Source organism: Gemmatimonas sp. (assembly GCF_044345575.1).
Lineage (GTDB): Bacteria > Gemmatimonadota > Gemmatimonadetes > Gemmatimonadales > Gemmatimonadaceae > Gemmatimonas.
Genome location: NZ_JBIJAW010000006.1, coordinates 1 through 25118, shown reverse-complemented (window position 1 = coordinate 25118; position 25118 = coordinate 1). Strand labels below are relative to the sequence as shown.

Genomic DNA, 25118 nt, shown 5'->3' with positions numbered 1-25118 from the left:
CCCCTCGGACACGCACCCCACCCACGTGCAGCTTTCTGTCGCCGCCGGTACCGATGTCGGTCGTATTCGGGCAGGCAACGAAGACAGTCTCTATGCGGACGCCGATCAAGAGCGTGGTCTCTTCATCGTCGCGGATGGCATGGGGGGACACGCCGCCGGAGAAGTGGCCAGCGAGATGGCGGTCCAGATTGTCGCCCGTGACCTGACGAATGTCCGCGATCTGACCGCGGGCGATGCAGGGACGCGGATGGCGGAGGCACTGAAGGCGGCGAATCGTGCCATCTACGAGCGCACCATCCAGGAAGCCGAAAAGCAGGGGATGGGAACTACCGCCTCCTGCCTTCTGATGGGTCAGGGGCGGTACCTGATCGGTCATATCGGTGATTCGCGGGTGTATCTCCTCCGCGATGGCGAACTCCGCCAGATCACCAAGGACCATTCCTACGTGCAGGAGCAGGTCGACGCCGGCTTCCTCACGCCGGAGCAGGCGCGCTATCACCCCTACAGCAACGTGATCACGCGGTGCGTCGGGGCGAACGCCGTGGTGGAGGCGGATGTCCTCACCGGTGAGATTCAGGTGGGTGATCTGTATCTGGTGGCTTCTGACGGCCTCACCGGGATGCTCGAAGATCCGCAGCTCAAGAAGATTCTCGAGTCGCGCCAGACCCCGGGCCGCATGGTGGACACCATGATCACCGAGGCCAACCGTCGGGGTGGGCTCGACAACATCACGGCCATCGTGATTCAGGTGATCAAGGTCACGGGTATCGCCACGGGCGAAATGCCCGCCGTGCTTGGCTGACGAGCCGACGGTCGGTGGGTTGGCCGAGCTGTATCTCGGCAACCTGCTGTACGCGCTGGAGCGCTGTGCGCTCTCGCTGCAGGAGGAGGGAAAGCCCCTCGACGCCGCCTTCTATCGCGGCATCGGCCGCAAACTGGCGGATGCCCACGGCCAGGCGCAGCGCGCCGGTGGGCCGCCATCGTCTCATGTGGAGCCACGCGAATGAGCCTGTCCGCGCTTCCTCTTGCCGCCATGTTCGCCGCGCTCGGCGGCGCGCCTGCGGCCCATCGCTGCCAGCCGGTCGCCTCTGTGGTCCGGCAGGCGGCCGTTGACAGCACGCTCCTGGCGCTGCACGCCAGTGGCCAGCCGTTCTCTGATTTCGTGGCGGCGGCCAAGGCGCGGCGAGAGGGGTGGGTGCGGCTAGCCGACAGTGCGCAGGTGGATGCGGCCCTTGTGCAGCGGGCAAAGGTCGCCGGGAGCGGATGGCGCATCCTCGTGGTGGCCATCGACGCGTGCGGAGACTCCATGAACAGCGTGCCGTATGTGGCGCGTCTCGCCGCGCAGGCGGGAATTGATCTTCGCATCGTGCTCCCCGCGGCCGGCCGCCCCGTACAGGAGGCCCACCGGTCGCTCGACGGTCGTACGGCCACGCCGACGTACCTGTTGCTCGACGGGACCGGCGCCGAGCGCGGCTGCATCGTGGAACAACCCAAGGCGCTGCGTGAATGGGCCTCGGCGGCGCGCGCCACGGTGTCACTCGATTCCGTGCACGCGGGGATCCGGGCGTTCTACGCCAAGGATCTGGGGGCCTCGATCGCGCGCGAGACGGTGGAGATGCTGGAAGCGGCCGCGAGAGGCAATGCCCTCTGCGACCGCGGCAAGCAGCCCTGATTCGAGCGAGGTATTGCGACACGTTGCGCAATGGTGCATCCTGCGCGCCGTACAGCTGAGTTCGCTTCCCTTTTTCTCCGCAAGAGGCAGACAATGGCTAAGGCCACGCTAGACGATGAGGGGACAAGCCCGGTCGCAAAGCTCATCATTGTCGTTACGACGCTGATCGCACTCGCGCTCCTCTACGGAGTGGTCACTGAGGCTGTGCGAATGCTCGATGGCCGTCCGCTCTCGGGGCTCCACGCCAAGCTGTTCGAAAGCCGAGTCGCGGTGACACCCGAACCATGCGTACGGGTCGCCCCCCCAGGGACGAACCCGTTTCTGCAACCGCTCGGCAATTGCGAGTTTCTTCTTCCCGAATATGCAAAGGCCCCCGCGTATTCAATGTTCACGCGCCACTCGATTGAGGGGCCTCGGACCTTCTGGCGGGTACTGGCCGATGGGATTCACCTTTTCGGTGCCCTTTCGATCATCGTCTTCCTGACGGTATTGGCCGTTACTCGTGGCATGCGTGGCCGGTCACGCCTGAACGAACTGGCCCGGAAGTTCTGGCTCAGCACCACGTACACCATGTGGTTTACGGGCTTCGCGATGTACCGGATGCAGGAGGATAACGACACGGGGTTTTTCCCGCGCATCACGCCGGAGGACATGCCGTGGCTGCGGCACGCCCTGTTTGCAGCATTCTCCATATCCTTCCTCAACGTGGTTTGCCACGCCACGATATTCCGGCCCGCGAAGCTGAAACCGCTGGTCATTCAACACGCGATCAGCGTTGTCGCGTGGGTTCCGTTGCTGGTGGTACTGTTCTACCGCTTGTTCACGCTCGATCACATGCACTTCGAGTGGATGTACACCGTCGAACTCCTCGGGTTGGTCTCGCTCTACCCCGTGCTGGACATCGTGAATGGCTGGGTGCTGTACCGTACGCAGGTGCAGGGCCGTCCGTACGATTGGGACGCGCACCGGAATGACAACTACATCATTTTCGTAATGATGGTCGTTTCCACGGTGCTCTTCATGATTGGTTTTGACCGTCACTTTTTTTTCGCCACGCAGCTTCCACCGGCGTATCGACTAGTCTTCACGCTTGCCGGCACGGTCGGCTGGGTGGGCAGCGGAGCGTTCACCCGGTGGGTGCGCCGCGCTGCGAACGCCTGAGGGTAGGGGCTCCCACTTTCACCGGCGCGCCTTACACACGAACCGCCTGCCCGGAAACTCCGGGCAGGCGGTTCGTGCATTCTTTCCAGGGTGATGCGCGGCAGGGCTTCAGTGCTCACGCACCCACAAGCTGCAGGTGTACGAAGAGCTTCGGTACCAGCGAGAGCAACCAAGCGATGATCACGGCTCCGGTTACGGCACGACTCGTTTCTGGCGACCATCGGTCGAGCAATGGTCCGGCCGCAATGAGCACCATCCCGAGCAGCAGATCGCGCACATGTACGGCAACTGCGGCGATCGGGTCTCCCGGGAGGAAACGCGGTACTGCGCCCGCGTCGGCCATAGCACGCAGCGGTGTCGGCATTCCGCTCGTCGTCATTACCATCCAGATCGCCGAGACGAGAATCACCGCGATGCCGTGCCACCCGAGGCGCCGCCAGCCGCGCGTGTTCATGTGCAGCAACAGGACGATGGCTGTGAACGTCGTGGACACGGCGGTCATCAGCATGGTCGCGAACCAGAACTCCACATCCATGGCGTTTGAGCCGCCCCAGACTGGAGCCAGGCCGCGCGCGGTCCACGAGGGGTGGAACGGTGACCCCACTCCAAAGTGACAGAGGGCCTTGGTGGCAGTGGTGAACCAGACGGCGGAGAAGGGTAGCAGCCACGCGATCACGGCGGAGTGCCAGTGGGCACGCTGTGATACCTCGGCCACCAGAACGCCAACAAGCACGGCGAAGCCGGCAATAATGAGATCCTGGCGGTGAATGTTTACGGCTAGTACCGAGCAGGTAGGGCCATACGATGGCATGCCAAGGGCCCAAAGGGCGGAGAGCCCTGCCGTCGCGACGCCGCCGAGGATGAGCCAGCGCGAAAAGGACGCGCGACCGATTCCCCGAACTCGCGGCGCATGCCAGAGAATCGAATAGATCGACACGTAGGTCGTCACCACTGTGAAGACCAGGAGGTCGATCGCCCATTCACGGGTCACGCCTGCCGCCACCGCGTTCGCGAGGGCCGAACCAAGCAGCACGTGCACGCCGAGAATGAACCAGCGGACGCGGGGCCACTCCGCGCGCGCCGCCCACAGCAGGCCGAGGAAGTAGCATCCTGTCACCGAAATGCCGAAGCTCTCGGCCCAGCCGGCGTCCGGGAGCCACAGGGTGTAGGCGGAGGTTAGCGTGACGCCCACGAGCCCAAGCAGCGCCAGGACGAACAGCAGACGCTGACCGAAGCGCTCGAAGGGCGTCGCAAAGTGCGCTCGCAATCGACCGAGTGCGCCCCGCGCACGGGGATCAAGCGCGATGGCAAGCAGCGGCAGCCCGACGTCGGCGCTCCCGAACAGCAGCGCGACCCGCGGCGAGATGGAGCCGCGCGCCACACTCAGGACGAGCCACGGCGCAACCCAAGCCAGGCGCCAGGCCAGCGTCATGTCCAAAAGCGACAGCGCACGGCTCGCGACGCCGTAGAGGTAGATGAGCCCAATTGGCGTCACTAGCCCGAACAGCACTTGGAGGTCGATCAGCCCCTGGGCGGAGAGGGTCGTACCGCTGAGACGTGTGAACCACTCGGGGTTGAGCGCGAACAGCGGCAGCGAGAAATAGACGATGGCACCGACGATCGACGTCCATTCATAGACACCCAGCGTCGGGCGGGGCACGGTGTGATGAGTCACGATCGGAGAGGATGACATGAAGGTGGGGGGAGCTAGGCGCCGACCGAGGGGAGGGGACCGCTCGCGCGCCCTCCGGGGCCAAACTCGATCATTTCGTCCTTGGCCGGGAAACGAGCTGGGGGGATACCGACGAGCCAGCGGAGGCGCCGGGCTACCTGATGCAGCGGATAGACCTGCGTCCGCAGCCACGCGAGGGAACGGGGATCGCTGGGGTGATCGGCGTCGGGCACGCGCAGGCACTCCGGATGCACGGTGATGGACGCGCGGGTCGCCTCGGTATCAGCCGTCTCCATCGGGTCGGTGAGTTCCACGCGAGCCACGTCGTGCCACGGGTGTTCGACCTCGTCCCACGCGCGCGCCGCGCTGAAGACTTCGTGCGTGTGACGGTCGTCGTCCCACTCCAGAAACTGCATCTGGAGCACGTAGGTGACACCACCGCGCCGTACACGTCTCACGAACTCTTCGCGCAGGTAGTCGCGTGGACGATCATCGTCGGGATTGCGTAGCATGTACCAGATGTTGCGCTGTCGCGCTTCGGACAGCAGCCCGGATTCGCGCTCGAGGTCGGGGCGCAAGAGCCGATACCGCATGAAGCGACGACGGCCATCGCGCGCCCGGAATTCCATCACAATCTTCGAGGCATACATAAGGTCGGCGTACGACGAAGGCGCCTCGCGATGCGCGTCGATCGCCCCGATGAATGCGGCCGGGTACTTTCGTACATATTCCTTTTGTGACGACCACTCCGTCGGCGTGACCTTGAGCCGCGCCATGGTGAAGTCCCAGAAGTTGCGTGCATCGAAGAAGATCTCGCCGGCGATACCGCTGTTGAACACGAGGTCGAGCGGCCCGCCGGTGGGGGCCTGCGTGAGCTTGAGCGCACAGCCGCGCGGTACCACGCCGGCATCGTCAACGAAGGCCGCATTCGAGTGCCGTAGGCGCACCGGGAACCGGCGACCGGGTACGAAAAAGTCGCTCTCGGGAACGTCCGGGTTGGCGAGAATGGTGAGGACCCCCGTCGCACCGACGCCGGGCATGTGGGTGCTACGTCGCCCCACCTTCAGGCCGTTCATCGCGAAGCCGAAGGCGAGCTTGCGCGAGATGGCCTGCAGAGCTTTGCGACCTTCCGGGCCGCTCGGCGGCAACGGCAGGCCGAACTGTTCGCGGCTGTACCGGAGATAGTCGGCCTCACCGAAGTGCTCCTGATACAAGCGAATGCCGTGATTCACCCAACCTGCACGCGAGGGATGCCGCGTGCTCGGAATGGGGAGTGGCAGGTCCGGTGCGGAGCGCAGCCGGATGTCGTGACAAAGAAAGGGGTAGGCCATGGTTCAGATGGCGATCGAACACGAGAGCTCACGCGGCGAGAACGAGACAAACGGTTGCACGCGTTGTGTATTCCGCTCGTCGAGCTCCACCTGCCAGTCTGCCAAGTTGTTCTGAAAGGTGCGCACGGCCTGCCGGCTATACTCGTCCGGCATCATGTGTGAGAAGTCTTCCATGAGCTTTGGCATCTCGAGCCCCGTGATGGCGCCCACCACGCACAAATGCAAGCTGCTCTGCTTGTCGGCGATCGTCTGTCCCGGCCACAGCTTGCCCGCAGCCAGCGTTGGGTTGCGGATGTACTGCGCCACATTGCCGACATGCTCATGCGTCGCCGATACGGTGAAAACAATCTGCGTGAGCATGTCGCGAAGCGTCTCGTCGCTGAGCTCCGGAAGTCCGCCAGGGTAGGCGTGCGCGATGGCATCCCACCACCGGTTGGTTGCGTCACGGCCGCGTCCGAGCGCGGCCGCGATGGCGCCGGAGCGGTCACACACATCGTCGACAAAGGCTCGTGTGCGGGTCCAGTACTCCATGCCGTCGCTGACGGAGGGCATGAAGCGCGCATGATCGCGGCCCAGGGTGTCGAGGGTCAGTCCCCGGCGTGTGACGCTGTCCTTAAATGTTTCGTAGCGGAAGCTGTTGAGGCAGTCCTCATATACGTGCTGCAGCGTCTCCCAGTCGAAGCCGGTGGTGCGATGGAACATGCCGCCCGGTGGCACGAGCGTGAACACGCCACCGTGGTTGATCGCTGCCGTACGGTAATGGAACGTCGCTAGGAAGTGCCGGAGCCCCTCTTCAAGCGGCAGCAGGCGCTTCGTAGCCATCAACACCGGATTCATGAACAGGTAATGGCAGCGGAACACGTGGTCGGATAGCGTGCTCCAGACAAGTGACGAACTCCGGTACACGAATCCGGCGTGCGCCCATCCGGCATCACCCGGGCGGTAGTCGGCACCGTGCAGACGAATACGCACGACGCGGCCGTCGGCGGTCATGAAGGCATCCCCGCCGTACGGGAGCAGGCCATCACGCACCCTGTACTTCGACATGAATTCGAAGGCGCTGACGTAGACCTCGCCGAGCTGCGCGTTGTCTTCCGGCGTGATGCGTCGCAGGTTCTGCGAGCCGAGTGCCTGTCGCGCCCAGAGATCGTTGGTCGTCTCGCCCGCGTCTGCCCATTCAACAGACGCTGGGGGAAGATAGTGGCCGAGCTTCTTCTCGAGTCCCTGCCTTGCCTCCTCGGGGCTCCCCCACGTCTCCTCGTGATCACGGAATGGGAGCCAAGCGTTGTTGAAGCGCAGGAGCAATTGCACTGGCTTCGGTCGCACCACGGCATCGTCGTCGCTGGCCAGCACCTCGAGGCGGCTGCTGACGTCGGGTACCTTCAAAGTCGGCAGGGTGGGGCTGGCCTCGCGCCATGCCTTCGGGAGGTCACTGGCACTCAGGCGACGAAACTTGTCCGCCGCTACGCGCACGAGCTTGAAGAGGCCGGCTGTATGCGGGTCCGAGATGGACTCGAGCGCGGGCTTGTCGTCGGGAACAGGTACAGGCTTGGTCATCGTGCGGGGACGTTGGTGCGGGGACGTTGGTGCGGGGACGTTGGTGCGGGGACGTTGGTGCGGGAAAGAACATCGGGCCTGCAGCGTATGGGCCGTTTGGGAGCCCGGCCCTTCAGGGAAGCGTCAAACGATCAACGCGCGAATCTGCTCCGCCTTGCTCATGGCGTGCTGATAGCCGATTTCGACCAGCGTGTCGAGTTGCTCAAAGGCGAGCATGCCAAAGGCTTCGATGGGCGGATTGAGTACGAGATCCGCCTCGCGCCAGCTGCGCTCGCGTTGCGCCGCGCTGGCTAGGAGCGTTGTCCGCATGAGGATGTCGGCAATGCTAGGCAGCTCTTTGGAGCGGGCCCCCGGACGAATGCGCTCACCGAGAAGGGCCCACTGGGACGGAAAGGCGTCACGCGTCATGCGCAGGTCTTCCGCCGGACTTACATCGACCGCGATCACCGGGCCGCCACCGCAGCGGTCGTGCATGATGCCGACCGGCAAATTGTCGACGATACCTCCGTCCACCAACAACTCCCGGTTCTGAACGACGGGCACGGCAATGCCCGGAAGCGATCCACTGGCGCGTGTGGCCAGCCACGTGGGTCCGGATTCGTGAATGCACGGGGTGGCTGTCGTCAGATTGGCGGACACGGCGAAGTACGGTAGCCAGAGATCCTCGATGAGCGTGTCGCCGAAGGCCATCTTGGCACTCTGGGCGATCTTCTCCGTCTTGAGCAGCGCCACGACGGGCACCGTGTATTCATTGAATGGGCGTAGCGCCACGATCGGACGATTGAGTGCGACCAATTCCTCGTGATTGAGGCCAAGGGCAACCTGACCGGCCATGATGGAGCCCATGCTGGTGCCGCCCACGTAGTCCACAGGAAGGCCAAGCTCGCGGAAAGCTCGGATCACGCCGAGGTGCGCAAAGCCGCGGGCGCCGCCGCCACCAAGCACCACGCCGATGGAGCGCCCGGTCAGGGCGCGTGCCACACGGGCAGCATCCTCGGCCCGGTCGACACGCACGTGGAGATGCCGGTCTACGTTGCAGGTGTCGAGCCACGCACGCGTTCCGCGGGGGTGGCGCGTGCCGGCGGGATGGACGAGCACCAGCGTATGGTGCCGCCGATAGTGACGGGGCGTGCCAGCAGCAAACACGCCTTGCACCACTTCAGAATGCTCGATCTTCGAGCTGGCGTCGCCGAGGAGCACCACATGGTCTGCCTGGCCGATCATGTGTTCGGCCGCAACCGACTCGTCTGGCCCGAGATCGAGTACGACGAATGGCTCGTCGAGGAGCACCGACTCGAGCCATCCGCGGAAGCGCAGCCACGAAGGATGTCCCGCATCGAGTCTTGCGCCTTCACCCAGCACGCCCGTCTCGGTCAGCATCGCCGGCGTCACATGCGCCGTCGGCCTGATCCGTCGCAGAGCCGCTGAGAAATCGCGTGCGAAGCTGTCGAGGATCGGATTGCGTGTCGTGTGCAGGAGGGCTACGACCAACCGGTCGATGCGACGCGGGCTCTGTGTGGGGGTATGCAAGCGCGAGATCAGGGTGCGACTGATCGCCAACAGCAGCTGCGGATGACCTTGGGCGATGCGGAGGCAATCCTCTGTCGGAATACGGGCGACAAGCGAATCCCGAAGCGCCACCACGGTGGCCGCGCGCGGGGCACCGGAGAGGATGGCCATTTCGCCAAGACTCTCGGCTGCACCGGCTTCCTGCAGAATACGCGCCGGGGACGATCCATTGGCTTCCTTGATGACACGGAGCCGACCTGTGACGATGAGATACCAGCCGTCAGCGGCGTCCCCCTCACGAAACAATACGTCGCCACAGCGCAACTCTACCCATTCCGCGACCCGCTCCAGTTCCTCGGCGAAGGCCGGAGGTGCGTCGGCGAAGGTGCGCGACACCGCACCACGAAGCTGGCTGCGATAGATGCGTTCGCGGGTGAGGGACAGTAGGTTCCCGTGTAGCGCAGGCCATTGCCGCTGAAGTTCCTCGAAATCATTGCGGGCCAGACGAAAGGCGACGACCGGCGTACTGGCGCGAACCGTGGCGGTTCGTCGTCCGCCGAGTACGAATTGCATCTCACCGACGGCCTGCCCCGGCAGCACCTGACCGACGGCCACGATGCGCCCGGCCACGTTGGCCATCACATCCAGCGTGCCGGATTCCACCAGAAAGAGTTCCTCACCGAGTTCGCCCGCAGTGATCAGCACCTCTCCAGCGGCAAGTCGGACTTCCGTGAAACGTGATGCCATCTCGTGTGCTGCAGTCTCGCCAGCGTCTGTCCAGCCTAGCGGTCCGAGTAGTGTCGTCACCCGTTCGGATATGGCGCGAAGATGATCGGTCATGACCTGAGAGCCTCAGATGTTGGTTCGCGATTGAATGCAGTCAATGTCGAATCCGACGTCGGCGAACTGCGCACGACGACGCCCGAGCAACTCGCGAAGCGATGGGGGAATGTCCCGATCCTCGTTTTGCATGATTCGACCGTATACCGCATGCGATAGCATGTATGCGATCCACAGCAGCTCGGAGGCGACGGCGGGCGGCGGCAACATAGTCTCGTCGTCTTCGGGGCCGAACAGGCCGGCGCGACCGTAGCGGAGGCTCAGTGTCGCATAGCGGAGCTCTCCGCCTTCGTCGTACTGGCGCTGATTCGCCCAGGTGTGCTTGAAGGTCGCGTGGTAGATGACGTACCGACAGCACTGCTTGAGAGCCGCCCAGTCCGACGCCTCCGGCGAGTCGTTGTGCGTAAGCGGGTGGATAGCGCGTGGGGCCTCATCCACATCGGGGCGATGGGCTTCGAGATTCATGCGCTCGTCCGTGTTGAACCACGGGCACTGGTCGGCCGAACGCCCTGCTACCGTCGCACGCAGAAACCGACACACGAAGGCGGGCATGGCATGCGCGGTCAGGTCATCGGAGAACAAACGGATCTCACGCCAGTTCTCTGCGATCCCGTCGGCATGCTGAGCGAAGAAATCGTCGATGTATTCGCCAAGGACGGCCCAGAAGAGCTGCCCGGCACGAGCCGCCCGATGCGCAGGGCACACCGGCACTTGTGGCCGCCAATCTCGCCAGTCGAGCGAGCCGAGGACATCACGGATGCGCTGTTGTAGCCCTGCGGCGCTCAGCGCCGTGGCGCGGGTGAGAAATCCCGTCGCGCCAAGCAGCAGGCCATCGGCCGTGCGGTTGGAGAGTGCCACATCTCGTATGTGGGGGAAGAGCAGCATCCGAATCGGGTTGCGCCGGAGGTTCCGGTACGCAGCGATCGCGTACTGCTCGACGTTCAGGTGTGTACTGACCAGGTGCTGATCGAGTTCGGCAACGAGCGCGGCACTGGTGCGGGCAATGCGTTTCGCCTGCAGCCAGAGGGGGCCGTCGGCCGGACGCGCCGTGATCCGCTGGGTCGGTGCGTGCGCACCGGCGACTCCGGAGTCGCGTACCTGTAGCGTGATCTCCACCGGCACGAGCGAGTCCCCGGCTGCGACGAAGCGCATGTCGACGTTCGGAAGGGCATACACGCCGTTCTGATCGTAGCCGTTCCAATGGTGATAGATGCGGAACTGCTCCGGCCGCTCATCCACGCGGTCGAAGACGGAGGCCGTCATCCCGTTGAGCATGCGATCGCCGAACCAGGCATCACTGCGGGTCACCCCTGGCGACTCGCGCTCACAGCGCCGCGTGAGATTCTCCGGATAGTCGTTCTGGATGCGATCGAGGTCGGGCGCATGATCACCTTCGCGACACGCGCGAAGATGATTCTGCTTGATGCGCTCGATGGGGCCGACGGTTTGCAGCATGACCAGGGCGCGGCCGGCCGGGTGGTGCTGCGGAGGGTCGCCGTGCTCCAGAAAAAATGTGCGCGGGGTGTCAGCGTCGGGGGCGTACTCCCAATAGGGTACCCGAACGTCGCCAAACTCCACCGCGGAGGCTCCCTCGACCCAGGTCGTTCGAGCGACGTGTACCTGTTGCCACTGCTCGACCAGTTCTCCGCGCTCCGTGTACGTGTGCTGCGATTCGAGCACTCGTAGCTCCACAGTGTGGAGCGAGCGGCCAGCGTGCACCGGAATCGCAAACCGACCGTCCAAGTCCGTCAGCGCGGCGCCAAGTCGCTGTTCGGTCGGGTCGATCCGCCACACTTCCACTGCGATGTGATGCAGGGGGGCGTCCGCTCCACCGGGTCGCGGAAAGAGAAAGAGCAACCGTCCACGGACGAGGACCGCGTCATCGTGGGCAACCTCGGCGGGGACGTGATCGAGCATGCACGTGCGCCTGATTCGACGGATGAGCCCTTGGCGCAGCCGAACACGCGCCGTCCCCCCGGTGATGCACTCGTCTTCGACGCCTTGTGCGGTTCTCAGCGTCAGCAGGCGACTTGACATCTCGTCGGCCATCACCTCAACGAGGGCCGGTCGCGCACGCAGGCACGCCTCTATCGGATCGCGTTCGAGGCGGAACGCCGTTACCGGGGTACGCGCGACGCCCGACGCCCGACGCGGATCGCCGGTGAGGAGGCTCATTTCCCCGAAGACGTCCCCCGCCCGGAGTATGGCGACCACCGCGGTGCGCGTACTCCCGACGATGGTGGTGCGAACCTCCACCTCGCCCTCGGTTATCAGGAAAGCCGTTGCGTTGCGATCCCCCTCATGAACGATCGCGGTACCAGCGCCAAAGCTGACGGGGACCACGTCGCGCGCGACCGCCTCCCGCTCATCAGGCGTCAGGGACGCCAGAAAAACGAATGCCTCAAGGGCGGGACGGTCGCTGTTTGCGCGGTTCATGGCAGGATCGCGGAAATCATCGGTTTAATACTTATCCGTAGGCATGAATTTGGATAGCCGACGCGGCTGTCTGATCGGGATTGTGCGGGTAGATTGGAACAACCCTTCTCCCCGCTGCGTCATGACCATCCGTCTCAAGATTCTCGCGCTGTTCACCCTCCTCCTCCTGCTCTTCGGGATCGCCATTGGGGTGACGGTGCGGCTCGAGCGGCACATCAACACGCAGCTGGGGAGCATGGCGAAGTACCACCTACCGCTGACGGCGTTGGCCGGCAAGACCGAGGTGGATGCCGCCGAGTATCGTCTGACGCTGGCGCGACTAATCAGCAGCGGGGGGCGAGACCCGCTCATGGTGCGGGTCCTGAACGGCGAGCGGCAACAATTGAATGCCCGGCTGCGCGCGCGGTTCGACTCGACGGATGCCCTGCTCAGAAACGCCGTCGCCGATTCGAAGAACGATGTGGGTAACCGCCTCGTTTTCGCGAATGTGCAAGGGCGCTTCCAAGTCATGCGCGCCAAGATGGAACCGCTGCAGGCGATCGTGGCGCAGATCTTCGAGGCGTATCTGGCGGGACGCGCAGAAGACGGGCTCGCGCTGGCCCGTGGTAATGGCCGCTTCGATGGCGCTGCGCTGGACGATCTCGACTCCGTACGCACCGACCTGAACGCCCTCGCCCAATCCGCGGTGATGCAGACGGCCGACATCGGGCGCACCGCGCGACTGCTCACGATCCTGTTGTTCGTGGTCTCGGCGCTCGTGGGGCTCGTCGCGGCGTACGTGCTCGCGGCGCGCATCGTACGACAGTTACGACAGCTCGTCTCCAACACGCGTGCCCTTCAGGATGGACTCGTGATGGAACCGATACACGTCGCATCCGTGGACGAGGTTGGGCAGCTCACGCACGCCTTCAATCACATGGTCATGGAGCTGCGCGCGAAGGAGCAGATCCGGGACACGTTTGGCAAGTTCGTCGATCCTAAGGTCGTGGCGCAGCTCCTCGGCGGGGGCGGAAGCAACGCGGCCGAGCGCCGCAACGTCACGATCTTCTTCTCGGACATCAAGGGGTTCAGCTCGCTGTCAGAGCAGCTCACGCCGGCGGTGATCGTGCGCCTGCTCAACCGACACTTCACGCTGTCGTCCGAGGCAATTCAGGCGCACGACGGCATCATTGACAAATACATCGGCGATGCGGTAATGGCGTATTGGGCCCCGCCATTCGTGTCCGACGATTTGCACCCGGTCAAGGCCTGTCTCGCCGCGTTGGCCCAGCGGGAGGCACTGGTCACCCTGCGGTCGGAGCTCTCGGACCTGATCGGCTTGCGGCGTGATGTGCCCGACCTAGTCGTTCGTATGGGCATCGCCACCGGCGAGGTCGTATTGGGCACCATCGGTTCGGAGACAGCGATGTCGTATACGGTCATTGGCGATACGGTCAATCTCGCGTCGCGCTTCGAAGGGTTAAACAAGGCGTACGGGACCACGATCATGATCTCCGAGGACACCTATCGGTTCGCGCGTACGGCCGTCGAAGCGCGGGAGATCGACCTTGTAGCCGTGGTGGGAAAGGCGGAACCGAGCCGGGTGTTCGAGCTGCTCGCGCCCGCTGGCCAGCTGACGGTAATGCAGCAGCAACTGGTTGACACGTATGCGGAGGGGCTCGCGCTCTACCGCGAGCGTCGGTACGATGCGGCCGACCGTTGCTTCCAGCGGTGCCTCGAAATCGATCCGGCCGACGGCCCGTCGCTGGTGATGCGCGCCCGAAGTGCGCAGTTCCGGAACCAGCCTCCGGGCGACGGATGGGACGGGGTTTGGCGCGCTCAGGAAAAGTGAGCGCGTCAAGTTCGGTCAGTCGGTAGGGGCTCGCGCGGCGAACCACTGCCAGAAGGCGTCCTGGTCGTTTGAGGGCGGCAACCTTACGGGTAGTCCGGTCGCATCGAGCGGCCATCCGTCCGCGCGCGCCTTGAGCAGCAGGAACGCGGCTCGAACTTCGTCGAGCTGCCACCGCGCTTGCGTCTCGACCAGCCGCGCGGCGAAGTCGGGCTCTCCCACGGGCTCGTGGTCGAAGCCTTCAAGTTCCGCCAAGCCCGCAAGTACGAGATCGCGACGCTCAATGAGTCGCAACGCGGCGAGGTCGGCGCCGTCAATGGGACGACCGATCACGAACTCCTGCCCCCCATAGCCCACGGGGAACTCCTGGCGTTCGCTCACGCCGGCAAACGGAAGGCCACCGCAGAAGCGGAGTGGAACGATCGTCAGGCCGAAGCGCACCGCGAGGTCGAACCATACGCCACTGATCGTCGACACCGGCTGCCCTCCACGCTGCGATCGGGTTCCCTCAACGTGGACGAGCAGAGCGCGCTCCCCCTCGTGAGCGGTGGCTGCCATGGCAGAGAGCTTGGCGAGCATCTCCGCCTGACGACTGCGATCGACGAACGTGATGGCCGGGCCACGTGACACGTCGTTGAGTCCGAGCGCGAGCTTGCCGACCCACGTCGACAGATGCTCGATCTTCGCCAACGCAAGCAGCGGTCGTCCGACCACGGCCGGCAATAGCATGCCCGCAAGCATCGATTCCACCGCGACCTGATGGTTGGCCACGAAAAGCAGGGGCCGATGGCGCGCTGCCGCCAGCGCCGCGGGGTCGACGACACGTAGGCTCCGTACGAATTGCAGGCAGGTTTCCATGAACAACGGGCGCAACTCCGGACGCTCGCTGTTCCAGCCGTTCGCGTGCCACCACCGGTCAATGGCCGATCTCGACAATCCCGGAGGCGATGCATCGCGTACGACCGCCGCTTTGGTGTCACCGTCGATGGTCACCTGATAGTCGAGCAGCGGCAACCGGGGCGAACGCACGTCACCGTCCGACGACACGCTGATGTCTCGGGGATGCACGCGCAGGCGCGCCGCGGCGTGCTCTCTGGCTGCTACTGCGTGCGTGCGGCGTGCCGACGACTCGTCGGTGGACAGGCCGAAAATCTGCGCCACGGTCCCGGGCAGCCAGTCCGCTTCGGCCAGCGTGCGCGCGGCGAGACGAGTCACCCCATCGATTTCGTCGCTGAGGCGGGCCGCCGAGACGAACGTCCCGTCACGCAAAAACGCGCGACGCGCCGGCCCCGGCAGGGCACCGAGGCGTGTGGCCGGAAGGCAGACTTCGACGAGGACAAGTTCGGCCCAGAGCGTCCCGGCGTGAAGGAAATGCACCGAGACGCGTGGGAAGCGCGGCGAGTCGCCATGATATCCGGTCGGACGGATGCGCACCTCACTCACCCCCTCTCGCGGGGCGTCGGCAAACAAAGTGAAGCGTTCGATGCGCGCCGGATACGCCACCTGCTGTGGCGCCACCTCGGGGAACCACATCGCCATGGTATCGTGCGGAACGACGTGCAGCGCGGCATCGAGTACGATGTGCGACACTCGCTCGCGCGCGTCGGCGATGGTATCCCATGCGACCGTGGCGTCGGCGCCGTGGGCAGAACGGCGGGCCGCGGTCACCCGGAAATAGGCAGGGCCGTGAAACAGGGCGCCGCTCGTGTACAGGTCGGTGACCGGTTCCGCATCGGCCAGCGGTGCGAACGCTGTGGGCGCCTCGGGATAGTTCGCTCCCGTCTGCACCGACCCTTCGGCGATCACCGCGCGCTCCGTCGTGGCGTCGATCACCCGCACCGCCGGCCCGTCGCGCTCGACCGACAGCGTGCGAGGGACATCGAGCAGCAACCACTGCTTCAGCACCAGATCTTCGACGGCGATCACGCGTTCGGCTGACGATGCGGCCCCATGCTCGAGCACCAGGGACAGCGATGCCATGCCCGGGGCGACCGGTGCGGTATAGGTGGGGCGATGATCGTTCCACCAGGGTTGCGTGGCCGCGTCGAGCCGGATGGACGGCGGGGCCTGTGGGGCCGCTGCCCATTCGATCAGCATGCCCTTAACGTGATAGATGCGACGCCCATCGACCCACACCGAGCCGGTGGCGCGTACCGACCACGACGTGGGCGTACGCACGATCGGCTCACACTCCACCGTGAGCGCCACGTCCTTCGACTCGGGAAGCACCTGGCCGCGGAACTGCCAGCTGCTTTGCTCCGACACCAGGTCGGTGAAGAGGCCATTGGGAATGGCGACCGCCGCACCATCGAGCAGGAGATGCGCCTGCACGAGCTGGATCAGCGCTTCCACTCCGAGCGATCCCGGCTGCACCGGATCGCGGTAGAAATGCGCTTTGAAGAACCACTCGCTCGGTCGCACGGTCTTCTCACCCAGCAGGTGGGTGCGTCCCTCTGCATCCTGCTCGCGCACGGTGACGCGCTCGCACATGCGAAGCTGCAGGGAGGGCAGCGCCGCACGGCTCCGCGGGTCGAGCCCGGCCAGCAAATCCGCGCCGCCTAGCCGCGCGGCGAGGGCGCGCTCTTCATCGGTGGCGGATAACCCCGCCTGACCGGCAAGCGCAGCGCCAGGGAAGAAGCCGAACGTGGTGGTGAGGTCGTACACCGGCTCGCCGCGCACGGTGCACTGCACCGCGAACGACACCAGTGTCGCGCCACCCGCCTTCGAAAGCGTCGTGAGCGTGGATTTCACGCGCACCGTGCCGTCGGTGGCGAGCAGCGGACGGTGAATCGTGCCCTTGCCGTCGAGATTACGGAAGAATACCTCACCCTTTTCGTGCACGGCGCAGCCGACGTACGACGCCAGCCATCCGCACGGCTGCAGGGCGACTTCGACCAGCACCGCGATCGGCATGCGCCCACCTTCGCGCGCGGTGAAGTACCACGCGTCCGGTGGCAGGTCGTAATCCGCTTCCACCGTGACGCCCGCCTTCATTCCGCCGGGCGGCTCGCTGATGCTCGCGATGCGGCTCATGAAGTGGTATGGCGGGGTCGGCAGCCGGGGCACACGCATCCCTTCTGGGAAGGTGGAGTACAGCTTGCCGAAGGCCTGCGCCGGGTGCCCTGTGGCACACGCGAGCAGCGACGCCTGACCGTAGCGGAATCCATCGATCTCCACGACCGGTCCTGGCGCGTCGACGATCTCGGCGATCTCCCGATTCGACAGCGGATGATCCGGCGCCAGCTTGAGCGCCATGCGCCGACAATGAAACGCCTTGAGGCCGTCGACAGTGCACAGGATGTCGGCCACGATGGTGGGTTCATCGCCGTCCGTGATCGACGCCACGAACACCTCATACACCAGCTCGCGTGACGACGGGGTGACCTGTCCGCGGCAGCGCAGCGTGTACGGCAGGTCGCGTACCGGTTCGAAAATCCAACCGTCCTTGTCGGAGGTCAGTCCAAGGGCCGCGAGGTAGAAGGCCAGCGTCTGCAGCGACCCCTCCAGCATCAAAGTCCCGGGCATGCACGGGTCATTGTGAAAGTGCCCGTCGAAGAACCAGTGATCGGGCGTGATGGGCAGGGTGGCCTTGAGATAGCCACGGCCCCACGGTCCACCGGTAAGATCCATCTCCACGATTTCGCGGAAGAGCCGCATGTCTCCCGACGGAATGCGGGGCGTGCGGGTATGGCTGACCGCGCGCTGGAACCCTTCGCCGAATGCCGTCTGCACATCGCCGCTGGCGAACGCGGCCACCTGCTCGGCGGAGTACGCGGGTCGAACCGTGACGCCCGGACGCGGCCCGGCGAGCGGGGCCGCGGCGTCCGGCACATCCTCGAGCGGCTCCCACAGGATGCCCGCGCTGTCCGCCAACTCCTGATCGGTGAAGAGGCCAGCCTGTCCATTCGTGACCTTCAGCCGCACCTGGCCATCGACCTGGCAGTCGTAGTTGAAGAAGAACAGCCCGATGTCGCCGTGACGGGCGTGGCCGGTGATGTTGATGGCGTAGTGGAGCGTCTCGCCGATCTGCGGCAGGCCGCCGGAGAACGTCAGTTCACAGCCAAGCAACCGATACACGCGATCGCCTGGATGCGTGAGGTCGATGCCGAGCCAGCTGATGAGCAGCAAGTCAGCCTGGCCGGACTCGATCATGATCCCCATCGGCATGCGGCCGTTGTGGAGATACCATGCGTCGGCCGTGACATCCGTCTCGGTCCAGATGCGGCCCGTCGACATCGATCCGGGCTCGCCCTCGATGCCAAGGACGCGATCGGCGAGCAGTAGGGGAGGGCGCGGCATGCGGACCTGCCGGCGCCATGCGTCCTGCTTCTCGAACTGCGGGCCACATAGCGTGGAGATCTTGCCGTGCGCGAGATACTCCAACTGCTCTCTCGAGAACGACGGGCCTGGGAAGACGCACGGCGCAACCGTCGCCAGGTCTGCGCTCGGTCCATCGGCCACGAATGTGGGGGGGGCGACGGTAGTGGGAACTTCCGCCGCGGGCGAGGGAAGGGGCGGGGCCATGCGCTGAGTCCCAGCTCGTGTTGCCTGCGCACTCAGAGCGCGCACGGCCAACTCCTGCACCTTGAGTAGCGCCTGTTGCGTCCCGGCGAGTGCCGCGACCGCACCGCACATGGGGAACACGCCGGCATGCTGCGCGAGCGCAACCCGAGGGGTGTCACTGGCGCCAACCGGCAAGATGCCCGTTGATGTGATGGCTGGCACGGGTGCTGCAGACGCTACGGCGTGCAGCTGATCGGCGAGGATGGGCGCCAACAACGGGGCATGAGGAATGTCGCCCCGCGGCGCCGGTGCATCCAGCGTCTTCGGCGGCACATACGCCGGTATCTGGATAAACGGCCCATCGGTCGACGCGACTTCACGCGTGCTCAGCACACGGACAGCATCCATTGCAGTGTTCCACACGGAGAGGTCGGGCACGACACCGGCGGCGGCCAGACGCGCTAGCGCCCCGGCCGTGTCACGCAGTGTACCATGTGCCCCATCGAGGGCGACGGCCAGATGTGGCTGGTCGCCAAGAATCTCACTGATCCACGCAGCGCACGCGGCGCGCGGACCCACTTCCACGAACACCCGTACGCCGTCGGCGTAGGCACGTTCCACCGTCGCATCGAACACCGCCGTTGTACGCGCCTGCGCGAGCAGGTTCGCCGCGCACCGGTCCGCCGTAGGTGTGAACGCGGCATTTGAGGCATTCGCGTATAGCCGCGGCGAAGTGATGGTCGTGGTCGGGCGGTGATGCACGGCGTACCAAACGTCAGCGAAGGGCTCGAGCTCAGGGCAGTGCACCACGAGGTCGTGACCGAGGGGCGTTGCCCGTGCGCCGAGTTCGTCCAGCAGAGCGCGGCACGCCGCGGCGGTACCACCGATGACCGCATCCCGCGCATGATGCACGAGTAGCAGCCGTACCACGTCCACCGGCGTCCCAGATTCCGTGGCCACAATGGCCTCGCGCAGCGCGCACACCGGATGCCAGACACGAAACGTGCGCCATTCGGCCGCGTCTTCGCGTCCGAGGCCGCGCGCTGCGCGCAGCGTGCGATGTTCGCCCGCCAGGTGCAGGTCGTACATGCCTGATTCGGTCACCGCGTCGAACAACGTATCGGGGTCGCTCCACGCGCCGCTGGCGAAGAGCGCATTCGTCTCTCCGCTGGACAGGCCGAGACAGGCGTCGGGGCGCATGCCGAGTTGTCCGAGCAGGATCGCCTGTGCCTGCGACGTCAGCGTGGCGAGGGCCAGCTGGTCGATCAGCGACAGCGACGCGCTACCAAGGAGTTGCGGCAGGCGCGCGCTGAGGCGCGGCGCGCGCTGGGCGAGCGCATCGGCAACGGAAGGTACGGCACGCAGCAGTGCGCTTCCGGCACCGGGATATGCCGCCGCTGCGCCCGTGAAGACCCACGCCGCTTCGGCAGCCGGCCCATGACCAAGCCACCACCCGCGTGCGATTTCCCGCGGGAGCATGCCCCGCCCAACGTCATCGGGGATCGATGCCGCGAGTATCTTCGCCTCGAGGTCGCCGGTACCCACGAGGCGCCACTGGCCTGCACCCAACGTTTGGCGTGTGCGCACGGCCTCGCGCAGACTGTCCAGTGAGTCGGCCTGGTACATCGTGACCCGGGGCGCCTCGTCTGCCGTGCCGTGTGGCGCCGAATGGCTTATGCCCCAGCCGTGTACGGTGAGGCGACGTGGGGTCGCCACCCATGGAAGGGCCGGCGCGGATGGGAGCAGAGCATACTGCGCGCACAACGTGCTTACGGCGATGTCGACTAGTTCTCGGGCAATGCCGGTGTCCGCCCAGGGCTGTACGGGCGCCGCCGCAGGCGTCGTCGGGTCGGCCCGCTGCAACTGGGCGAGCGCTGTAGGCAGCCCCGGCAGGTCACTCCGGGCGATCACAAGCAAGGTCACGGCGTCCGCGCGCGTCTCGTCGTCGCCGAAAGCACTGCCGGCGACGTCGACTGCACCGACTACGGCTGCGTCGATCTCCCCGGCTTCGATGGCAGCGGCGGCCGCATCGAGCGCCCAGCGTCCCGACGCTTCCCCGGCGCTGAACACAAGGCCGGGACCGCCGGCGTCGAGCAGGCTGTTGATCCGATTGGCCGGCATGTTGGGCATCGTCCCGATAACACCTGCTGCTTCGAGGGCCGGTACGATCGCGTCGCGCTCGGCGTCGGCCGCCGGACGTCCCAGCCACGCGTCGAGCCGCCAGCGGAACCCGTGCCGAGCACCAGCTGGGTCCATGTCCGCGCCGATGAAGACGCCCACGCGTGCACGGTTGACGTCGGCCAAGGCGGGGGCCACGCGCTGGAGGGATCTGAGCAGTAACAGCTGTTGCGGCAAGGCATGCCGTAAGTCGACGGGGGGGAAGCCCAACCCCTTGAGGCGGAGCGCGAGATCCCCGACCCGGCGGGTGGCCGGCTGGCGTCCGGTCAGCGTGCGAAGGCTTGCATGCACGTCTTGGTCGCTGCCCACCGCCAGATCGCAGGCAAGCACGGCGAGTGTCGGCGACGAGACCGGCGTGTGAACGGATTGGCGCGTCCCATTGGCGCGCTGGGGCGCGAGATCTTCGGCTGCTTCGGGCCCGTCAATAATGGCATGCGCATTGCATCCCCCGAAACCGAACGCATCGATCGCCGCCCGGCGCGGGCGAGTGCCCGCCGACCACGTCGACGAATCCGCATCGAGTCGAAACTGCGTCTGCGCGAGTTCCGTCAGCGGCGCTTCCCGTGCGGCGGCTGGCGCTGCCGGCAACAGAGCATGCTCCAGGGCACCAAGCAGTTTCAGCACGCCGGCGCCGGCGCTGGCGGTGATGAGATGGCCGAGTTGAGCCTTGAGTAGGCCAAGACGTAGTGGCATGTCATCGCCGAATACGGCGCGCAAGCTGCGGAGCTCCTCGCGGTCGCCCACCGGCGTACCCGTCGCGTGACACTCGAGGTAATCGAGGGTCCGGGGATCCAGTCCGGCGGTCGACCACGCGGCACGAATCGCCCGCTGTTGCCCGACGGTCGTCGGGGCTAGCAGCCCGGGGCCGCGCCCATCGTTGCTGAGCCCCACACCGCGAATGACCCCATAAATCCGATCGCCCGCAGTCACGGCATCGTCGAGTCGCTTAAGAGCGAGCACCGTCGCGCCGTACGCGGGCAGCAGCCCATCGGCGAGTCGACTGAGCGGAGACGATCGGCCGGACGGGCTCAAGGCCTGTAATGCGGTGAATCCGACGTGCAAGAACAGATCGTCCGCCGCATTGAGCCCTGCGGCGAGCATTACGTCTGCCCGTCCGGCGTGCAACTGGTCGCATGCCGCCTTGATCGCATACAGGCCAGACGCGCAGGCGGCATCCAGCGCGACGCATGGTCCGAACACGCCCACCGCCGCGGTTGTCCAGCGCAAGGCCCCCGATTGCCCTTCGAGTGCGATGGCTGACGCGGGGGGCATACCGCACCAGTGGCCCGCTGCCGCATCCGCGAATTCCCGGGTGGCGTACCCGAGGCTACCGAGGACCATCCCGGTGCGGCGGCCTCCCGCCAAACCAATTCCGGCCTCACGAAGCGCTTGAGCCGACGCGTGCATCAACCAGCGCCATCCCTCCGGTGCTCGCTGCAACCGCTCCGCCGGGGTCGCATAGGCGCTCGGATCCCACATGGATGCGAAGCCGTCAACGTATCCTCCCCGCGCCGATGCACTGGCTTCAGCATCCGCCGCGCACACTGCGGAAGGCGCCAACCCCCAGCGTTCTGCGGTCGATGGCCCAGTGAGGTCATCGCCCGCCACAACGCGAGGCCAGAGACTGTCGGGATCCAGTGCGCCGGGGAGAACGCATCCCCGGCCAATGATGGCGATTGGGCTCACGTGCCTCATGTATCCTGCGCGTGCATCACGATATCGGTCAGGCGTGCCAGCACGCGCGACCTTGTCTCGTCGAGAAAAGTCGCCGTGGCTCGGCGCCGCAATCCATGCTCTCGCGCAGCGCTCACATGACAAAGCACCGTATCTGTCGCCGGCCATGCGCCCCATTGCTCACAGGAGCCGATGCGCGTTGGCAGCGAGCCCCGACCGTCTTGCACCACGCCCCATACGATGAGTAGCTGCAACGCGCCATCGATGGCAGCCGGGTCGAGTTGCCAGTCCGTTGGCCATCCCATGCCTGTGGCCGTTGCAAGGCGCGCGGTGATTCCTGTGTCGTCACAGGAAATGATTTCCCGGATCACCGCGAACGCTGGGCCATGAAAGAGCGCCGTCTCGTACGGGGCCACGCAAACCGCCGGCATGACTCCCGTGGGCGCGGGCCACACCGGCACGGAAGGGGATGTCGTGGCCGAGCGCTCCACGTCCGCTTGATACGCTGGTCGTCCTGACGGGTGGGTTAGCGTCACCCGCGTCACCGCTGCGTCGGGAGCGGTCAGCCCCACCTGTAATCTCGCCGTCCCGGATGGCATCATCACCCCCTGAAACAGGGTAATGTCGCGCAGGGAGACGTCGGCGCCACGAATACGACGTCCGCTACCCAGAAGCGTGTCCACGGCCATGGCCATCGGGAGGACCACGCGGCCATTGATGGCGTGATCCCTCACCATCGGGAGCCGCGCGACATCGAAGTGCACCGTGTCGGGGCGCGCCACATCGCCATCATCGAGCCCGCACCCAATGATCACCTGTGCGTGTGTACCTCGCTCGATTTCCTCGACCATGGCCTTAGCGCCATGCCCGAGCGGGATCAAGCCGACACCACGAGCCGTGAAATGCCTTGCCAGCGAATCCGTTACCATCCCACCGTCCCAAGGACCCCACGCGATGCTCATCACCCGGCTATGCGGGGCGCGTGCGATCCGTTCTGTCTCCGCCCAGTGATCGAGCATGGCGTTCGCTGCGGCGTAGTCGCTTTGGCCTGCGTTACCACTGTGGGCTGCAACCGACGAGAAGAAACAGAGGACCTCGAGAGGATCATCGGCGCACGCCGTGAGCAACGCCGCCGCGCCGTCGCACTTCGTGCGTATCACCGACGCGAACTGCTCGGCTGTCTTGTCGCCCAGACGCTTGTCCGCGAGGATGCCCGCGGCATGGACCACCCCGGTGATCGGTCCCCACTCCTGACGTACCTCGCGCAGGAGCGCCTGTATCGCCTTGGCATCGGTCACGTCGACGGCCGCGTAGCGGACCGCGCACCCGGAGGCCTCGATGGCTGCGATGTTCGCACGCGCCTCACGCTGGGCGAGGATCTCGCGCGCCTGCCTGGACACGGCGCTCAGGTTCGGTTTGCCCGTCGCACTGGCGACCAAGACACGCTTTAATGCGGCTTCGTCCGCTGCCCCCTGACACGCGAGCGGTTCGTCCGTGAGCGCCGTACGTCCGAGCAAAACGACGCGGCGCATGCCGGCCTTCGCCAGCGCGACACAACACGCGGCGGTGACTCCACGCGCCCCGCCAGAGACGATCCAGGGCCCGGCGGGAACGGGGCGCCGCTCGGCTGTGAAGGGCGCGCCCACTCGCGTCAGGACGGTACGGGTAGCGCCGGCGCGCACCTCGCGCTCACCGCCACCGAATGCCAATTCGTCAGCGATGGCTGTGGCCACCTCGATCGGCGATGGCATCGTCGCATGCGATAGACAGAGGTAGTCGGCTCCCCATTCGCGGCCCGCCGACTTGACGACGCCCGTGGCACCGGCACCGGCGCGAGATCCATCGGTGACGAGCACCATCAGCCGCACGGGCGTGGGGCGACTCGCAAGGGCCGACAGTTCCGCAAAGACCTCGGCTACAGGGTCGACGTCGCCGAACGGCGGCGCGATGACGACGAGGTCGGCTGTCGCCGGCGTCGCGAGGGAGAGGTCGATACCCCGCACCGTCAGCGCCGACGTCAGCGCCATGGCGAGGCGCTCGGACGACTCACCGCCGATGACGGCGATCGTCGAGCAGGACGACAGGCGCGGCGCTGGGCTCCCCGATAACGCCGCAGGGAGCCACTCGACGACACGGCGATCGATGGACGGCGCCGCTGCCCCCGAAACCGGAATCTCGGGGGCAGCGGCTACTGAGGGCCCGCGGGGGAGCCCTCCAACAAGCCGAGCAGATCCTTGACGCGACGGATCTTTGCTGGATCCGCCGACTGCGCGTCGAGCCCAGCAACCTTGTCAGCCAGTGCCGCAAGAATCTCGACCCGCTTGATGGAGTCGATGCCGAGGTCGGCCTCGAGCTCCATGTCGGGAGCGAGGGCTTCAATCGGGTACCCCGTGCTTGCTGCAATGACTCTGAGCACGACGTCCGCCGTCGCTGCTGCATGCGTGGGAACGGGGGCCTCTGCCGAATGTGCCGTCGTTGCGGACTGACGGACGACGGTAGGCGCCGCCGCGGCGTTTGGCCCCGAGGGAGCCGGCGTCGAGGCAACCGGTGCCGGCTCCAGATTTGGCTGTGGTGTGACCGTTGGGGCCGGAGCGGTAACCGGAGCGGTAAGCGCAGGCGCCGTCCCCGGCAGCATCCGCATGACCGGTTGCGCCGTCAGCGCGGGGACGCCCTCCGCACCTCCGCCCATCCCACGCAGGGTCATGGCAAACGACTCGAGGATCGCTTGCTGGGTGAGGCGCTGCGCCTCGAGGATCT

Annotated in this window: 13 protein-coding genes; 5 read left to right on the top strand and 8 right to left on the bottom strand. The window is 65.9% G+C overall.

The window, feature by feature from the left end; translation table 11 throughout:
- Positions 1–25 precede the first annotated feature (25 nt).
- The 4 genes from ACIQ6O_RS01035 to ACIQ6O_RS01020 all read left to right on the top strand — a co-directional run bounded on the left by ACIQ6O_RS01035 (position 26) and on the right by ACIQ6O_RS01020 (position 2833).
- Positions 26–802 (top strand): Stp1/IreP family PP2C-type Ser/Thr phosphatase, encoded by a 777-nt coding sequence (locus ACIQ6O_RS01035; RefSeq protein WP_396205902.1) that lies wholly within the window; start codon positions 26–28, stop codon positions 800–802.
- Positions 795–1007 carry a hypothetical protein gene (locus ACIQ6O_RS01030; RefSeq protein ID WP_396205901.1) on the top strand — a complete coding sequence of 71 codons (213 nt, stop codon included), beginning with the start codon at positions 795–797 and terminating at the stop codon, positions 1005–1007. Before ACIQ6O_RS01035 ends, ACIQ6O_RS01030 begins: the two co-directional genes overlap by 8 nt.
- Positions 1004–1672: a thioredoxin family protein gene (locus ACIQ6O_RS01025; RefSeq protein ID WP_396205900.1), complete on the top strand. Its 669-nt coding sequence runs from the start codon at positions 1004–1006 to the stop codon at positions 1670–1672. Before ACIQ6O_RS01030 ends, ACIQ6O_RS01025 begins: the two co-directional genes overlap by 4 nt.
- A 93-nt stretch (positions 1673–1765) precedes the next feature.
- Positions 1766–2833 carry a hypothetical protein gene (locus tag ACIQ6O_RS01020; RefSeq protein WP_396205899.1) on the top strand — a complete coding sequence of 356 codons (1068 nt, stop codon included), beginning with the start codon at positions 1766–1768 and terminating at the stop codon, positions 2831–2833.
- Between the two features lie 115 nt (positions 2834–2948).
- Here the strand turns inward: ACIQ6O_RS01020 and ACIQ6O_RS01015 are convergent, their stop codons facing one another.
- From ACIQ6O_RS01015 to ACIQ6O_RS00995, 5 genes are all read right to left on the bottom strand, one after another.
- Positions 2949–4508 carry a hypothetical protein gene (locus ACIQ6O_RS01015; RefSeq protein ID WP_396205898.1) on the bottom strand — a complete coding sequence of 520 codons (1560 nt, stop codon included), beginning with the start codon at positions 4506–4508 and terminating at the stop codon, positions 2949–2951.
- Between the two features lie 32 nt (positions 4509–4540).
- On the bottom strand, positions 4541–5836 hold the full coding sequence (locus tag ACIQ6O_RS01010; RefSeq protein WP_396205897.1) for a hypothetical protein: 1296 nt from the start codon (positions 5834–5836) through the stop codon (positions 4541–4543).
- Positions 5837–5839: 3 nt separating this feature from the next.
- Positions 5840–7393, bottom strand: coding sequence for a hypothetical protein (locus ACIQ6O_RS01005; RefSeq protein ID WP_396205896.1), 1554 nt, complete (start codon positions 7391–7393; stop codon positions 5840–5842).
- 123 nt (positions 7394–7516) lie between these two features.
- Positions 7517–9649: a cyclic nucleotide-binding domain-containing protein gene (locus ACIQ6O_RS01000; RefSeq protein WP_396205895.1), complete on the bottom strand. Its 2133-nt coding sequence runs from the start codon at positions 9647–9649 to the stop codon at positions 7517–7519.
- Positions 9650–9754: 105 nt separating this feature from the next.
- Entirely contained in the window at positions 9755–12178 is a 2424-nt protein-coding gene (locus ACIQ6O_RS00995) for a cyclic nucleotide-binding domain-containing protein (protein ID WP_396205894.1), read from the bottom strand.
- A 121-nt stretch (positions 12179–12299) separates the two neighbouring features.
- Between ACIQ6O_RS00995 and ACIQ6O_RS00990 the strand changes: the two genes are divergently transcribed.
- Positions 12300–14009 carry an adenylate/guanylate cyclase domain-containing protein gene (locus tag ACIQ6O_RS00990; RefSeq protein ID WP_396205893.1) on the top strand — a complete coding sequence of 570 codons (1710 nt, stop codon included), beginning with the start codon at positions 12300–12302 and terminating at the stop codon, positions 14007–14009.
- 15 nt (positions 14010–14024) lie between these two features.
- Here the strand turns inward: ACIQ6O_RS00990 and ACIQ6O_RS00985 are convergent, their stop codons facing one another.
- The 3 genes from ACIQ6O_RS00985 to ACIQ6O_RS00975 form a co-directional block, all read right to left on the bottom strand.
- Positions 14025–22382, bottom strand: a complete 8358-nt coding sequence (locus tag ACIQ6O_RS00985) for a beta-ketoacyl synthase N-terminal-like domain-containing protein (protein WP_396205892.1) — start codon at positions 22380–22382, stop codon at positions 14025–14027.
- Positions 22379–24388, bottom strand: a complete 2010-nt coding sequence (locus tag ACIQ6O_RS00980) for an SDR family NAD(P)-dependent oxidoreductase (protein WP_396205891.1) — start codon at positions 24386–24388, stop codon at positions 22379–22381. The genes ACIQ6O_RS00985 and ACIQ6O_RS00980 overlap by 4 nt, the downstream gene beginning before the upstream one ends.
- A 161-nt stretch (positions 24389–24549) precedes the next feature.
- Positions 24550–24777 (bottom strand): phosphopantetheine-binding protein, encoded by a 228-nt coding sequence (locus ACIQ6O_RS00975; protein WP_396205890.1) that lies wholly within the window; start codon positions 24775–24777, stop codon positions 24550–24552.
- Positions 24778–25118: the final 341 nt, after the last annotated feature.